Source organism: Parathalassolituus penaei (genome assembly GCF_026626885.1).
Classification (GTDB): Bacteria; Pseudomonadota; Gammaproteobacteria; order Pseudomonadales; family Oceanobacteraceae; genus Oceanobacter; species Oceanobacter penaei.
Genome location: NZ_JAPNOA010000016.1, coordinates 50,468 through 64,190, shown reverse-complemented (window position 1 = coordinate 64,190; position 13,723 = coordinate 50,468). Strand labels below are relative to the sequence as shown.

The following is a 13,723-nucleotide window of genomic DNA, read 5'->3' as shown; positions in this document are numbered from 1 at the left end:
GAAAATGAAGCATATGTTACCAAAGGCTCCGGAATCGGTGCACCCGAACATTGGTACTGGCTTTGTGCCTTGTGCTGGAATATTTGCGGCCATAATAGAAGTCAGGCTACGGAGCGGACCATGAGTGCTGATTTTGATGTCTGTATTGTTGGCGGAGGCGTAGTAGGCCTCGCCATCGCCCAACGTTTGTCAGAACACTGTCAGGTGTTATTGCTGGAGCGTCATGGCCAGATCGGCACCGAAACCAGCAGCCGCAACAGTGAAGTGATTCATGCAGGTCTCTACTACCCGGCCGCTTCGCTGAAAGAACGTCTGTGTGTAGCAGGACGTAAGGCTCTTTATCAATTCTGCGAGCAGCAGGATGTCCCGCATAAACGGATCGGCAAACTGATCGTCAGTCCGGTGCAAGAACACCCCGCGCTCGTTCAGCTGCAGCAAACTGCGCAACGCTTGGGGATTCCGTTGCTGCAACTGGATCAAACAGACATCTCCGAGCTGGAACCGGCCGTTACAGCCACAGCCGGATTGTTTTCACCAAGCACCGGCATCATCGACAGTCACCAATATATGTACCGCTTGCAGCAGCTGTCTGAGCAACAGGGAGCTCTGGTCGCCTGCCATTCCAACTTGCTGAGCGCTCGCGATAACGATCAGGGCTGGCAGATTGCGGTCGAAACAGCTGATGGCACACTCGAATTACAGGTACGGGTATTAATCAACGCTGCAGGCTTGTCGGCACGCCAGGTGGCACTGGCCTGTGGTGAACGACCTGAACATACACCAGCCCTTTATCCCTGCCGAGGACACTATTTCAGCCTGCCCGGCCGTTCACCATTTCACCATCTGGTCTACCCACTACCCGAACCACAACTCGCAGGTCTGGGAGTGCACGCCACTCTCGATATGGGTGGACAGGTGCGGTTTGGCCCGGACGTCCAGTACCTACCGGGAATCAATGAAGACCCACACTGGAGCCCATCCAGTGATAACAACCTCTATCATGTTGATCCCCAACGAGCACAAGCCTTTGCCACGGCCATTCAACGCTGGTACCCGCAACTGGGCACAGATCAGCTGCAACCGGCCTACGCCGGTATTCGCCCCAAACTCAGTGGCCCCGGCCAGAGTGTGGCGGATTTCATGTTGCAAAACGGTCATCCAGATCTCCCACCGGCCTTACACCTGTTCGGTATTGAGAGTCCAGGCCTGACGGCGTCACTGGCTATCGCAGAAGAAGTTTCAACAATGCTCAACATGAACTAACAAACCCACTAATTCGGAAACATCCCCATTACAGTGTCATGTTGACGTTAATATGTTTAGGTTACGCAATTCCCTACAGGCTTCGACAGTCACGAACGGATACCATTTTCATATCGTGCCATCCTGTGTGTTCTCCCAAAACTGCTAGCCTGAAATAACTGAACAAACGTTCCAGACAAAATAGGTACCACCATGAGCCAGGCAGTAACGGTTCCAGACCCGGAGCAGGATATCGAGATCAGTACCATTCTGTCGGCACGGGTGATGATACCAATCACATGCGACCGCTGTAGTCGAGATACCGATGTATCATTGTCTCACTTGCGAGCACTGGCGTTAATTCGTTGTAGCCATTGTGGATGTGAGCGTTATTTCACCGAAAACGAATTACGCATCACCAAAACCGTTCTGGCCAGTGCTGGTTATTATTTCACCGTCTGACCTTCAACAAAGCCTGCCGGATACCGACATTTCCAGCATCGGCCGTTCCTCTATCGTCCGTCGGATATTTGCCTGTTTTTCAAGCCTATTACGGCAACTCCCGATTGCTCCATAGCCAGAATATCCAGCTTCTGCGGCAAATTTCTGCCACCAGTAGCAGTCAACCGCCCACAAAAAACACCTCAACCATTTGTTTTTATTATATTTTTCAAAACAGGCACTATTCCTGCTAAGTACCAGCCATCCAGTCCGGCACGAGACAAGACCATGCTACTGAATGTGCTAAACCAGTATTTGCAAAACCAGCTTACCCAACCCGCCGTCACCGGTGTGAATGTTACAGCCAGCAGCACCGAAAAGTCGGTTCAGCCTGGTGCCGATCCTTATGAACCGTCGGCTCGCGCCATCATGATCAGCGCCGTTGCTAGCGAATTTGATGTCACAGACCTCAGCGGTGAAGATCTCAACCGCTTGCAGGATCGTCTGCAACAATATGGATTGCTGAATCAGAGCGATGTCAAAATCCTGTCTCGCCTGCACGTACGCGACAACGAAACTGAACAGATGTCAGCCGAGCCAGTCGACAGCCACATCAATGCTTTTGATGACATCAACCGTCTGCGCAGCGAACAGGCCAGCTCGATGCCCTACCAGTCACGCCAGGCGCTATATCGTGTCCAGACATTGATTCACAACCTGGAAAGCGCCACGCGCAGCCTGACCGGAGAGACCGTCGGTCGCCAACTCAACTGAGTTCAGCGGCAGTCATCAATCTGTCATCCAAATGACAACTGGCTGTCACCGCTTCGTCGCACTGTATGGCTCAAACAGGCCATCCTGATGCTGACATGACCGAAACCCTGCAACGAGTCACTCTGGTGACCGAAACATTCGCTCCGGAAATCAACGGAGTCGCCCACACCCTGTCGCAACTGGTGAATGGTTTGCGCCAGCGTGGTGTCGCCATCCAGATTATCCGCCCGCGCCAGGATGCCTCAGACCAGGATAACCAGAACGAAGGCGTCGAAACTGTCACCTTGCCGGGCCTCCCGATTCCAGGTTACAAATCCCTGCATTTCGGAGTGCCATTTTCTGGCCGCATTCGTCAAGCGCTGCAACGCTTTGCGCCGCAGGCCATTTATGTCGCCACCGAAGGCCCGATGGGCTGGGCTGCCATTCAGGCAGCACGTCAGGCTGGCATTCGAATCATCAGTGGTTTTCACACCAACTTTCACCAGTACCTGAGCCACTACAGCCTCGCCGCCCTGCAAACCGTAGCATTCCGGTATCTGCGTTATTTCCACAATCAGACTGCCAGCACTCTGGTGCCCACTCAACAGCAACGTGATGAACTGGCCGATCAGGGGTTTCATAACGTTGGGGTATTATCGCGCGGCGTCGACAGCGAACGTTTTCATCCCCGTCACCGTCGCGAAGATTTGCGCCGTCAATGGGGAGTAGACGAGAACGATCTGGTGTTGTTGTGTGTTGGCCGTATTGCAGCTGAAAAAAATCTGGATCTGGCGCTGGAAGCGCATCGCCGTCTGCTGGAGCTGGACAGCCGTATCAAACTGGTACTGGTCGGTGATGGCCCGGAGTTGCCGCATATTCGCCAGCACCATCCAGAAGTGATCTGCTGTGGTATGAAGCGTGGTCAGGAACTGGCTGAGCATTATGCCAGCGGCGATATTTTTCTGTTTACCAGTAAAACAGACACCTTTGGCAACGTTTTGACCGAAGCCATGGCCAGCGGCCTCGCAGTGGTGAGCTTTGATTGCGCCGGCGCCCATGAGCATATCGTTCACGGTGAAACCGGCATGCTGGCACCTCTGGCGGAAGACGCCACCTGGCTGCAGCGACTGGATACCCTGATCGACAGCCCGCATTTGCTGGCCCGCATTCGCCAACAGGCCCGTGAGTATGCCGAAGGCCTGAGCTGGAACCGTATCGTTGAGGACTTTATGCAGCGCCTGCAAGGCGCCCAGGAACAGGAGCTATCAAATGGACAGTATCAAACCTCTGCTGACTGAACACGGCCGTCTGTTCCACAAGGCTGACCAACTGGAACTGCGTCTTTGCCGCCTGCTGAATGGCTTTGGCTTTAACCCGAAAACCCGCCAGGTATTCCGGACCGTCAGCCGACTCGGAGATGGTGTGTTCTGGTATGTACTCGGAGCCATGCTGCCCCTGACAATGGGTATGGAAGGCTTTGCGGCGCTGGGCCACATCACCATCATGGGTATGATCTGTGTGGGGTTGTATCGCCAGCTCAAACGCAAACTGGTACGCCAGCGCCCGTTTATGTCTTTCAGCGCGATCCAGGCTTACACCCGTCCACTGGACCTCTACAGCTTTCCGTCCGGCCACACCATGAATGCGGTTAACTTCGCGATCCTGTTTGGCTACTTTTTCCCGCCACTGGCCTGGCTGTTAACCCCGTTTGCCGTACTGATTGCCCTCTCCCGTGTGATTCTGGGCATGCATTACCCAACCGATGTGATGGTTGGCGCGGTACTGGGTGCCGCTCTGGCATGGGGTTCTCTGCTGTTGTGGCCGACCGGCATGTTTGCCAGCACGCTACTGTAAACGCCATGGCACAAGGTCGAATACCGGACCAGGTCGATCGCATCGAACGATCAGAACAGACTGCCCTGGGCCGGATTGATCCGGACTTGCCGTGCCCCAATGCCCATCAGACGCACACCTTGCGGACTACGCTCCATTGCCTGACGGATCAGACGGGCAAAGCCTTCACAGTTGGCATCCTCATGAACACTGGCCACCGTGGTACTGGTGAAGTCGCTGAAACGCACCTTCACAAACGGCTGCAAGCCGGTTCCCTGCCAGCCACTGTGTTCGATACGTTCACACCAGCGTGACCACAAGCCGGGCAGCTGGGCCAAACAGGCTTCTACTCCCCACAAATCGCGCTGAAACGTTCGCTCAACACTGACAGATTTGCGCTCGCGTTTTTCCTGCAAGGGGCGATCATCACGCCCACGGGCCCGTTCATACAATGCCGCGCCCATACGCCCATATTGATGCACCAGACTGGCGAGGGAGAATTCGAGCAATTGCCCACAGGTGCTGATGCCATCAGCCTGTAAACGCTCCTGAAAGCGCGGTCCGACACCAGGAATCCGACCAACGGCAAGGCTGTGCATAAAGGCTGGAATCTGGTCTTCTGACAGCACCATCAACCCATCCGGCTTGTTCCAGTCAGAAGCCACTTTGGCCAGAAAACGGTTGGGCGCGACCCCCACCGATACCGTCAGCCCCGTGCGGGCACGTACTTCTGCGCGAATCTGCTGGGCGAGCCAGGCCGCATCAACCCCGGAATGCGGCTCCAGATAAGCTTCATCCACTGATACCTGCTCAAATAACCGAGCATACTGACGTAATATGGACATAATCTGATCCGAAACCTGTCGATAACGCACCATACGCCCAGGCACCAGCAACAATGATGGACACATACGCAGCGCCAGTGCCGATGGCATGGCTGAACGTACACCGAAGGCACGAGCGGGATAATTGCAGGTGGCAATCACCCCTCGTCCATTCGGATCACCACCAACAGCCAAGGGAATATCACGCCACTGCGGGTTATCGTGCATTTCCACTGCAGCAAAAAAGCAGTCACAATCGACATGTAATACCCGACGTACCGACATCTGCTGCCCTCCCGCACCAGATACTGTATAAAAAACCAGTAAAGAGTATCGCCGAATCCTTGCAGGGTCAAACGCCAGGTACGCCGCATGGCATGGCCCGATAACCGGTGATAGTTTGCATTTGATATAGGACAACCACGTGACCAACGCTGAAACCCTGCTCACATCCCTGCAGAACCCGGAACACCGCTTTGCAGAGACCCTTGCTTTTATCGAGCAGCATTACCAGTTTATGCCAACCGCCTTCCGTAATGGTTCGGTTAGCAATGGTGCCGATCAGAATCAGGGCTCCTGTCGCATTCTGGCTCTGGCGTCTATGCTAAAACTGAGCGATGAACAGGCCTTGCTGTGCTTCGGTGAGTTTTACCGTGACGTTCTGGCAACTCCAGACGCCAATGATCACCAGAATATTCGCCAGTTGATGCGCACTGGCCTGGCAGAAGTCAGTTTTGAGACGAGCCCTCTGACCCCCAGGTAACGAATGAAATCGGCAGCCATTGTGATGAAAACCGGGCTGGTGCCACTGACAACGATCAGTTTACGCACCAGCAGTGCAGAGACGTTGAACCAGGAACTGGAGCAGCGACGCAAGGAAGCACCCGCACTGTTTGCTGGTCTGCCCTGCCTGCTGGATCTTGATGGACTGGACCCGCAAGAAGCCCGACTGGAATCTCTGGTTGGTCTGTTGCGTCAGAACGGGCTGGCCCCTGTCGGCGTTCGTAACCTCCACGAATCCTGGCAATCACAATGCCGTGATCTGCAGCTGGCCGATTTTGGCCAGGCAAGCAGTCGCGATGCTGATACAGACAATACGCCCCCGCCCCGCTCGGTACGGGTGTATCAGGGTAACGTGCGTTCCGGACAACAAGTCTTCTGGGACGGCGATCTGATCATTCACGGCATGGTGAGCGCCGGTGCCGAAGTTCTGGCCGGTGGCGATATACAGATTATGGGTGCTCTGCGTGGCAGGGCACTGGCTGGTATCAAGGGTGACCTTCAGGCTATTGTGAGTTGCCTGCAGTTTGATGCCGAACTGGTCGCAATTGCTGGACAATACCAGCTATTCGATGGCCAGCATGAATGCAAGGGGCAAGCGGTGGTGATACAGCTGCAAGATGACCAGCTGACACTCAACGGTGATGCCTGAATATTATTCCCGTTACATCAGGACTTCTGAACGTGGCCAAAATTATTGTTGTCACCTCCGGCAAGGGCGGAGTCGGAAAAACCACTACCAGTGCAGCAGTGGCCTCAGCGCTGGCCATGCGCGGATTCAAGACAGCCGTCATCGACTTTGACGTCGGTCTGCGTAATCTCGACCTGATTATGGGCTGCGAACGCCGTGTGGTGTATGACTTCGTGAACGTTATCCAGCAAGACGCAACACTCAATCAGGCGCTGATTCGCGACAAGCGTCTGGAAAACCTCTACGTACTGCCAGCCTCTCAGACCCGCGATAAAGATGCTCTCGATCAGGAAGGCGTCAAACGGGTGCTGGATGAACTGGCCGAAACCTTTGATTACATCATCTGTGATTCACCTGCCGGTATCGAACACGGAGCCCAGATGGCACTGTATTTTGCAGATGAAGCGATCATTGTTACCAACCCTGAAGTGTCATCGGTACGCGACTCTGACCGTATCATTGGCATTCTGCAGAGCAAATCCCGCCGCGCCCGCGAAGGTGGTACGGTCAAGGAGCACTTGCTGCTGACGCGCTACAACCCGGAGCGGGTTGAACGCGGTGAAATGCTGTCAGTAAAGGACGTCGAGGAAATCCTGGCAATCCCGTTACTGGGGGTAATTCCGGAATCTGAAGCGGTGTTAAAAGCATCAAACCAGGGTGTTCCGGTAGTACACGATCAGGAAAGTGACGCTGGCCAGGCCTACGACGATGCGGTCGCACGCTATCTGGGTGAAGACCGCCCACATCGCTTTCTGGATAAACAGAAAAAGAGCTTCCTCAAGCGAGTGTTCGGGGGGTGAGTATCATGAGTCTGATGGATTTTTTCCGTCGAGATCAGAAAAACTCGGCTGCTATCGCCAAGGAACGCTTGCGAGTGCTGGTCGCCCACGACCGTCTCCGTAATAACGGCCCGGATTATCTGCCGCAACTGCAACGCGATATTCTCGAAGTGATTCGCAAGTATGTAGAAATTGGTGACGATGATGTCGTGGTAAACCTCGAAAATCAGGGCCAGACTTCAATTCTCGAACTCAACGTGACCCTGCCCGACCAGAAGCCCTGAATCGCCAGCTCCACACGCTGATCCTGCTCCGTAAAAACGGCCTGTTGAACAGGCCGCGTTTTACTCTTATGCCGATATGTTGTACACGCAACACCGGACTGTCAGTCCTGAAACTCAGGAATCGGCAAACAGGCCAGATCACATAATACCTGCAGGAATGCTCCACAGGCCTTGATCGAAGCACTCTCTTCCATGGTGTGATAACCCGTGGTTGGAATCTGCAGGGTTGTGCCATCGACCAAACCATTGGAAGCCGCCACAATACGGCCCATCTCGGTACTGCCCAATGAACGTGCCTTCAGCCCCTGTGCCTGCAGCTTTTCGTTTTCACGACGGATGTAATCATCTTTGTAGCTGTAACTCAGTCCCAGCCGTTCGCAGGAGCGTGCAAGAGCCAGCGTCAGCTCGTCGTTAAAACGGGCGTTGGCATCACAATGACGCAACACCAGTTGCTGTTGGTCACACAGGCCAATTTCAGGATAAGGACTGGTATCCACCACTACCAGCTGGTTGGTTGAACCACCAAAACGGCGGAACCATTCCAGTAGATAACGCCAGCTACGACCGGCTTCTTCCTGGGCGGTGAAAAACGCCGTGCCACGGAAGCCCAGTTCAAACAAATACACCAGCATGGCCGCCGTCAGAACGTTATCGAGCTGGCCATAAAAACGGCCATCCTCGTTACGCAGACGATCATGGAACGCCACCGGTGTACCCGCCACCAGATGCCCCATACCCGACAGCTCAAAAATCAGGTTGTTACGGAATGGACAGATATAGGCATTGGTAATACGGCCCTGGCCACGATAGGCGCCGGACCAGGGTTCATAGGCATAAACGCCCACACCCGCGAAACGATCCACAATCTGCAGCATCAGTTCTTCGGAAACCGAGTTACCCAGCAGGTCGGAACGGCCACCACAGACAAAAGCCGCGTACTGGAACTCGTTTGGGCCGGTACACACCAGACCGTGGCGGTCGATGTGGGCAGATAACATCAGCGATTCCGGCTGACTGCCCTGAGCAACCAGCAAACCTTCGTACCAGGTAACCTTGGCTCCACGGTCCTCCAGCTCACGCTGCAGGACCCGGAAAAAGGAGTGTTCGGCGCCCACCACAGCCGGGCTGCGGATCAGGCTTTTGAGAATGTCCATCAAAGGACTGTGCAGTTTCATGAATACTCCGGGGTATTGACTGCTAACAGCTGCACCAGGGCAGCCAGAGATCAGTCGGGATAATCCACGTCGAATCCCAGCAGTTCACGCAAACGCGCCTGCTCAAGAATGGATTCAGCACGACGACGCTTTTTATCGTAGTCCTCACTGCGTTGACGAGCTTTGCGCATCATCGGTCGCTCGTCAAAATCATCTATATCGTGCTCATCAAATGTCTGGCTCATTACGACCTCCCTAGATTGGCGCGGCAAGCCACTGCTTGTAGTTTTGGCAATCCGATTCGGACTACCGCATTGATTTTTGCTTTTTGCTACGAGCGTTCAGGATTGGAAAGCAAAAAAATAAAATCCAGACGATCAAATAATTTTGATAGCACACAAACCATACAGTCACGAAAATCCCGCACCCGTTTTTACATCCCACGGAAGAGTGTCGCGCGTGACTACAGATCTCCTCATTCAACCGGTTTTTACGGACATCGCCAACGACCTGAGAGCACAGGGTTATTCGATTGTCCGCACCGAACAGACCGAGGGATTTGCCCGCGATCTGCTGGCGCAGCTGCATGCCTTTGAGGCCGATGAATTTCATCAAGCCGGAACCGGCCGTCAGCAGGAACACCAACTTAACAGCAATATTCGCCGCGACCGTATTCGCTGGTTAAGCCGCGATACCGACGCCGAAGTTCGCTGGCTCGACTTTATGGATGATCTGCAGCGTCAGCTGAATCGTCAGCTGCTACTCGGCCTGTTCAGCCACGAATGTCACTTTGCCCATTACCGCCCGGGCGACTTTTATCGCAAACACGTCGATGCGTTCAAAGGTCAGGCCAACCGTATCCTGACCTCGGTGTTTTACCTGAATGACAACTGGCAGGCGGATCAGGGCGGTGAACTGGTGATGTACCGCGATGATGATCCCGATACCGAACTGCTGCGTCTGGTTCCGACGCTGGGAACGCTGGTGTTTTTCCTGAGTGAGGATTTCCCGCACGAGGTACTACCGGCAACCAGTGACCGCTACAGCATCGCTGGCTGGTTCCGCCTGAACAGCAGCCGCCACGGTCGGGTTGACCCACCACGCTGATCCCCGCTACTCCTGAACTACCCGACAAAGCTGAACTGCCCGACAAATCTGACAGCAGCGGGCAGACAACAGGCGTAATCCACATCTGCAACTAGACTTGGTTCATAACGCGACATTTGGAGTAATTTATGAACTGGTCCAACCTGGGGCTAACCCAGAAAATCCTGCTGCCAATTATTGGCTCTGGCCTGCTGATTGTGCTGTTGTCATGGCAGCAGGTTGGTACCATGAACACAATGGCTTCCTCCTATGGTCACATCAACGAAGTCTATATCCCGGCCATTGATCTGGTGCTGAACGCTGACCGCGATCTGTATCAGGCCAAACTGGCTGAACGCAGCCTGTCGATGGGAGACCGCAGTGCCGGGCAGGTAAAAGACCACGAAGAAAATATCCAGCAGGTTCGCGACCGCATCACCAAAGTCAGCCAGCTCGCTATATCTCCGGCGGCGCGCAAGCAGGCAACCGACTACCTGGCCAGTTTTGAAGTCTGGCAGAAAGAATCCATGCAGCTGGTCAACGGCGTCATGAGTGGCAGCATCAGCGCCGATGAAGCCCGCACGCTCACCTTTGGCTCGCTTGATAAACAGTTCAAGGCCATGCGTGAACTGCTCAACGTATTGGGTGAAAACATCAGCGCCGAAGCCACTCAACAACATCAGCAAAACGAAGTCGACCGTCAGGCAACCACCCGTAATATCGTCATTATGGTGGTGCTGGCGCTGGTGGTGATTGGTCTTTTCGCGTTCCTGTTCCCGGTCGCGATTGTTGCCCCGGTAACCAAACTGGCCAAAGAACTGCGTCAGCTGTCCAACGGTAATGGCGATCTCAGCACCCGTCTGGAAGTGCGCGGTCATGACGAGGTTGGCCAGCTCGCCAACAGCTTTAACCAGTTTCTCGATAACCTGCAGCAAATGATCCGCTCGATTCGGCAGGTTGCCGATGGCGTTACCAGCCACAGCCAACAGCTGCAGCGTAGCGCCGAACAGAGCCAGCAGATCAGCTCCGATTACAGCCACACCATGGAGATGGTATCAACGGCCAACGAACAGATGGGCAGTGCCATTCAGGAAGTATCCAGTAACAGCCAGCAGGTCGCAACCGAAGCCCAGCACTCCGACCAGACCGCACGCCAGGTTGCCCGCGAGTTTGCCCAGGCCATGCAGGAACTGCAGGCGCTGGCATCCCGTGTGAATGAATCCAGCAGTGTGATCCGTGCCCTGGAAGCCGAAACCACCAACATCGCGTCGGTGCTGGATGTGATCAAGGGCATCGCCGAACAGACCAACCTGCTGGCGCTGAACGCCGCCATTGAAGCAGCACGAGCCGGTGAACAGGGCCGGGGTTTTGCGGTGGTAGCCGATGAGGTGCGCTCGCTGGCCAGCAAGACCCAACAAAGTACCGGCAACATCAACGAGATGATTGCGCGTCTGCGCTCTGGTGTAGACAGGGCCGTCGGCTCGATGGAAGAAAGCCGTAACAAGGCCGAACAGACCGTGGGTTATGCACAACGCTCACAGGCCAGTATCCAGCAGATCTCCGACTCGCTGGTGACCATCAGTGACCGCATCCTGCAGGTAGCGGCCGCCATTGAAGAGCAGACCTCGGTGATTTCCCATATCAACCAGAATCTGGGCACCGCTCGTAATCTGAGTGAACAGGGCAAGGACAGCGCTAGCCACACCCGTCATTCGGTGAATGAACTGCAGGCTCAGGCCAATCGCCTCAGCAGTGCGATTGGTGGTTTCCGGGTCTGATACTCAGCACAAATTGGTTATCTGCAAACACAACAGGGCGCCTTGGCGCCCTGTTGTGTTTTCGATTTACTGACGCTTAATCATCAGAGGCTCAGCCAATATTGACCAGTACCCGTCCCCGCACCTTGCCATCCAGCAGATCCTGAGCAGTTTGCTGAACCTGCTCCAGTTCAATCTCATGCGCAATGTCGGTGAGCATACGATCATCCAGCAGCTCGGCCAGACGGTTCCAGGCACGGATACGATCCACTGCCGGGCGCATCACACTGTCGACCCCTGCCAGAGTGACACCACGCAGGATAAACGGCATCACCGACACGGGCAGATCGGCGCCCTGAGCCAGACCACAGGCTGCAACAGTGCCACCATAACGGGTACTGGCCAGCACGTTAGCCAGCGTATGACTGCCGACCGAATCCACAGCACCAGCCCAGCGTTCCGCCTGGAACGGTTTACCCGGCTCGCTGAACTGACTACGCGGCAGAATCTCGATAGCGCCCAGACGAGTCAGATAATCAGCCTCCTGTGGACGACCAGTAACCGCCACCACCCGATAACCCAGGCGCGACAACAGCGCCACCGCAAAACTGCCAACCCCACCGTTGGCGCCAGTTACCAGCACATCCCCCTGATCCGGCGTCACGCCGTGCTGTTCCAGCGCCATCACACACAACATGGCGGTATAACCAGCGGTTCCCACCATCATGGCTTCACGGGCAGTCAGACCCGCAGGCAGCGGAATCAGCCAGTCACTGCGCAAACGGGCTTTTTCCGCCAGCCCACCCCAGTGCACCTCGCCCACACCAAAACCGTTTAACAACACCTGATCACCGGGCTGGAACGCCGGGCAATCACTCTGCTCCACTTCCCCTACCAGATCGATACCCGGCACCATCGGAAAACGGCGCACTACCGGCGAACGGCCGGTAATCGCCAGCGCATCTTTGTAGTTGATGGTGGAACACAACACTCGCACCAACACGTCACCGGCAGGCAGGTTTTCCTCGGACAACATGGTCAGCTCTGAGCGGTAACCCGCCTCGTCTTTTGAAATCAGAATTCCGCGAAACATGATGTCTCCTGCAAATGAGCGGTTATCAAGAGTCTAGATCAGCGCCTTCATAGCGGTGGCTGATCCGCTTTCCACAGATATTAGACCGATCGTCTAAAAATTAAAACAGCACTGACCAAATCCAGGCCGGGAATTTCGACCATGGTCGTTACCGCTGGTCGCTCAGATCAGACGTTGCACCCCACCATTAAAGGGGGAAATAAAGAGAAAACTGAGGGATAGCGGCGGTGTATATCACCGCCGCAGACAGGATCAGCGGTGATAGGACACCAGCTCAAATGACACCTCACCACCGCGGAACAACTCCATTTCCAGCGGTTCGGAACGCACCAGCCGGATCAGGCCAACACCGGGGGCATACCATTCGGTTTGCAACACCGGTACTTCCTGATAACCGGTGCGAGGATCAGCATATAACCCTACCGTGCCACGCCCTTCCAGACGCAAGCAGTTTTCAAAAGTACCAGCCGCAACCGTGATGGTTTCACCGCGTCCAGCCACTTCCCACGCCAGATTCAGATTCATACCGGCCGAGTTCCAGCCCAAATGGGATTTGGTACTGTGAATCATGTAAGGGCGGCTTGGCTGGTTCCAGGTAATGCCACCGTCGAGTTCGTCCGCTGCCGGAATCACCAGCCGCGGCTCCACATCCGCACGCGGGTTGTATTCGATCAGGTTACGGGTGCCAGCCCGGTAAAGGCCAGTCTGGTCGGCATACAGATAATAATCGGTACCATCCGAGGTACGCCGCACCGTCACTTCCTGGTTGGCGTATTCTTCGCCCAGTTCCTCGATTTGGCGCCGTTCGAGGTTATCAATCACAAAACGGCTGACCTTGCGTTTGCCATCCAACGCATCAGTACGCTGGTATTCCCAGTGCCAGCCAGCCTCCAGCGGTAACCAGGTATCAAACTCAACGTCGTGCTGACCACAACCCGCCAGCAGCAACACCGATCCCAGAATCGGGGTCGCCAGCAGACGCAGCAAAGCAGATTCTGTGCGCATG

General features: G+C 55.1%; 16 protein-coding genes. 11 read left to right on the top strand and 5 right to left on the bottom strand.

Going from position 1 to position 13,723, the window contains the following annotated elements; translation table 11 throughout:
• Positions 1-120 precede the first annotated feature (120 nt).
• The 5 genes from OUO13_RS03455 (at position 121) to OUO13_RS03435 (ending at position 4,290) form a co-directional block, all read left to right on the top strand.
• Positions 121-1,263, top strand: a complete 1,143-nt coding sequence (locus OUO13_RS03455; protein ID WP_283172451.1) for an NAD(P)/FAD-dependent oxidoreductase — start codon at positions 121-123, stop codon at positions 1,261-1,263.
• A gap of 192 nt (positions 1,264-1,455) precedes the next feature.
• Positions 1,456-1,704 carry a hypothetical protein gene (locus OUO13_RS03450; protein ID WP_283172450.1) on the top strand — a complete coding sequence of 83 codons (249 nt, stop codon included), beginning with the start codon at positions 1,456-1,458 and terminating at the stop codon, positions 1,702-1,704.
• A 267-nt stretch (positions 1,705-1,971) separates the two neighbouring features.
• Positions 1,972-2,457, top strand: a complete 486-nt coding sequence (locus OUO13_RS03445) for a hypothetical protein (protein ID WP_283172449.1) — start codon at positions 1,972-1,974, stop codon at positions 2,455-2,457.
• Between the two features lie 95 nt (positions 2,458-2,552).
• Complete coding sequence (locus OUO13_RS03440) at positions 2,553-3,734, top strand: glycosyltransferase family 4 protein (RefSeq protein WP_283172448.1); 1,182 nt, start codon at positions 2,553-2,555, stop codon at positions 3,732-3,734.
• Positions 3,706-4,290: a phosphatase PAP2 family protein gene (locus OUO13_RS03435; RefSeq protein WP_283172447.1), complete on the top strand. Its 585-nt coding sequence runs from the start codon at positions 3,706-3,708 to the stop codon at positions 4,288-4,290. Before OUO13_RS03440 ends, OUO13_RS03435 begins: the two co-directional genes overlap by 29 nt.
• A gap of 50 nt (positions 4,291-4,340) precedes the next feature.
• On the opposite strand, the gene dinB is transcribed toward OUO13_RS03435, so the two are convergent.
• Positions 4,341-5,378, bottom strand: coding sequence for a DNA polymerase IV (dinB, locus tag OUO13_RS03430; protein WP_283172446.1), 1,038 nt, complete (start codon positions 5,376-5,378; stop codon positions 4,341-4,343).
• A gap of 139 nt (positions 5,379-5,517) precedes the next feature.
• On the opposite strand from dinB, the gene OUO13_RS03425 reads away from it, so the two are divergent.
• The 4 genes from OUO13_RS03425 to minE are packed head-to-tail and all read left to right on the top strand — an operon-like array spanning position 5,518 to position 7,627.
• Entirely contained in the window at positions 5,518-5,856 is a 339-nt protein-coding gene (locus OUO13_RS03425) for a HopJ type III effector protein (protein WP_283172445.1), read from the top strand.
• A 3-nt stretch (positions 5,857-5,859) separates the two neighbouring features.
• The gene (gene minC / locus OUO13_RS03420) at positions 5,860-6,525 is read left to right on the top strand and encodes a septum site-determining protein MinC (protein ID WP_283172444.1); all 666 of its coding nucleotides are present in this window, start codon (positions 5,860-5,862) and stop codon (positions 6,523-6,525) included.
• Between the two features lie 32 nt (positions 6,526-6,557).
• Complete coding sequence (gene minD, locus OUO13_RS03415; RefSeq protein WP_283172443.1) at positions 6,558-7,364, top strand: septum site-determining protein MinD; 807 nt, start codon at positions 6,558-6,560, stop codon at positions 7,362-7,364.
• A 5-nt stretch (positions 7,365-7,369) separates the two neighbouring features.
• A complete protein-coding gene (gene minE / locus OUO13_RS03410; RefSeq protein WP_283172442.1) occupies positions 7,370-7,627 on the top strand; it encodes a cell division topological specificity factor MinE in 258 nt (85 codons plus the stop codon).
• Positions 7,628-7,728: 101 nt separating this feature from the next.
• Here minE and OUO13_RS03405 read toward each other — a convergent pair whose 3' ends face one another.
• Complete coding sequence (locus OUO13_RS03405; RefSeq protein ID WP_283172441.1) at positions 7,729-8,802, bottom strand: zinc-binding metallopeptidase family protein; 1,074 nt, start codon at positions 8,800-8,802, stop codon at positions 7,729-7,731.
• Between the two features lie 50 nt (positions 8,803-8,852).
• Positions 8,853-9,026, bottom strand: coding sequence for a hypothetical protein (locus OUO13_RS03400; protein WP_283172440.1), 174 nt, complete (start codon positions 9,024-9,026; stop codon positions 8,853-8,855).
• A 214-nt stretch (positions 9,027-9,240) separates the two neighbouring features.
• On the opposite strand from OUO13_RS03400, the gene OUO13_RS03395 reads away from it, so the two are divergent.
• The gene (locus OUO13_RS03395; RefSeq protein WP_283172439.1) at positions 9,241-9,888 is read left to right on the top strand and encodes a 2OG-Fe(II) oxygenase; all 648 of its coding nucleotides are present in this window, start codon (positions 9,241-9,243) and stop codon (positions 9,886-9,888) included.
• 128 nt (positions 9,889-10,016) lie between these two features.
• Positions 10,017-11,645, top strand: a complete 1,629-nt coding sequence (locus OUO13_RS03390) for a methyl-accepting chemotaxis protein (protein ID WP_283172438.1) — start codon at positions 10,017-10,019, stop codon at positions 11,643-11,645.
• Between the two features lie 91 nt (positions 11,646-11,736).
• Here the strand turns inward: OUO13_RS03390 and acuI are convergent, their stop codons facing one another.
• Both acuI and OUO13_RS03380 read right to left on the bottom strand, forming a co-directional pair.
• Positions 11,737-12,717: an acrylyl-CoA reductase (NADPH) gene (acuI, locus tag OUO13_RS03385; protein WP_283172437.1), complete on the bottom strand. Its 981-nt coding sequence runs from the start codon at positions 12,715-12,717 to the stop codon at positions 11,737-11,739.
• Between the two features lie 252 nt (positions 12,718-12,969).
• Positions 12,970-13,722 (bottom strand): hypothetical protein, encoded by a 753-nt coding sequence (locus OUO13_RS03380; protein WP_283172436.1) that lies wholly within the window; start codon positions 13,720-13,722, stop codon positions 12,970-12,972.
• Between the last annotated feature and the right edge of the window lies 1 nt (position 13,723).

What these genes read in the sequence shown, in the direction of transcription:
- OUO13_RS03445 (WP_283172449.1), top strand. Translation starts at nt 1,972, where the DNA reads ATGCTACTGAATGTGCTAAACCAGTATTTGCAAAACCAGCTTACCCAA.
- OUO13_RS03400 (WP_283172440.1), bottom strand. Translation starts at nt 9,026, where the DNA reads ATGAGCCAGACATTTGATGAGCACGATATAGATGATTTTGACGAGCGA.
- OUO13_RS03380 (WP_283172436.1), bottom strand. Translation starts at nt 13,722, where the DNA reads ATGCGCACAGAATCTGCTTTGCTGCGTCTGCTGGCGACCCCGATTCTG.
- OUO13_RS03405 (WP_283172441.1), bottom strand. Translation starts at nt 8,802, where the DNA reads ATGAAACTGCACAGTCCTTTGATGGACATTCTCAAAAGCCTGATCCGC.
- OUO13_RS03450 (WP_283172450.1), top strand. Translation starts at nt 1,456, where the DNA reads ATGAGCCAGGCAGTAACGGTTCCAGACCCGGAGCAGGATATCGAGATC.
- OUO13_RS03440 (WP_283172448.1), top strand. Translation starts at nt 2,553, where the DNA reads ATGACCGAAACCCTGCAACGAGTCACTCTGGTGACCGAAACATTCGCT.
- dinB (WP_283172446.1), bottom strand. Translation starts at nt 5,378, where the DNA reads ATGTCGGTACGTCGGGTATTACATGTCGATTGTGACTGCTTTTTTGCT.
- minC (WP_283172444.1), top strand. Translation starts at nt 5,860, where the DNA reads ATGAAATCGGCAGCCATTGTGATGAAAACCGGGCTGGTGCCACTGACA.
- OUO13_RS03455 (WP_283172451.1), top strand. Translation starts at nt 121, where the DNA reads ATGAGTGCTGATTTTGATGTCTGTATTGTTGGCGGAGGCGTAGTAGGC.
- OUO13_RS03390 (WP_283172438.1), top strand. Translation starts at nt 10,017, where the DNA reads ATGAACTGGTCCAACCTGGGGCTAACCCAGAAAATCCTGCTGCCAATT.
- acuI (WP_283172437.1), bottom strand. Translation starts at nt 12,717, where the DNA reads ATGTTTCGCGGAATTCTGATTTCAAAAGACGAGGCGGGTTACCGCTCA.
- minE (WP_283172442.1), top strand. Translation starts at nt 7,370, where the DNA reads ATGAGTCTGATGGATTTTTTCCGTCGAGATCAGAAAAACTCGGCTGCT.
- OUO13_RS03435 (WP_283172447.1), top strand. Translation starts at nt 3,706, where the DNA reads ATGGACAGTATCAAACCTCTGCTGACTGAACACGGCCGTCTGTTCCAC.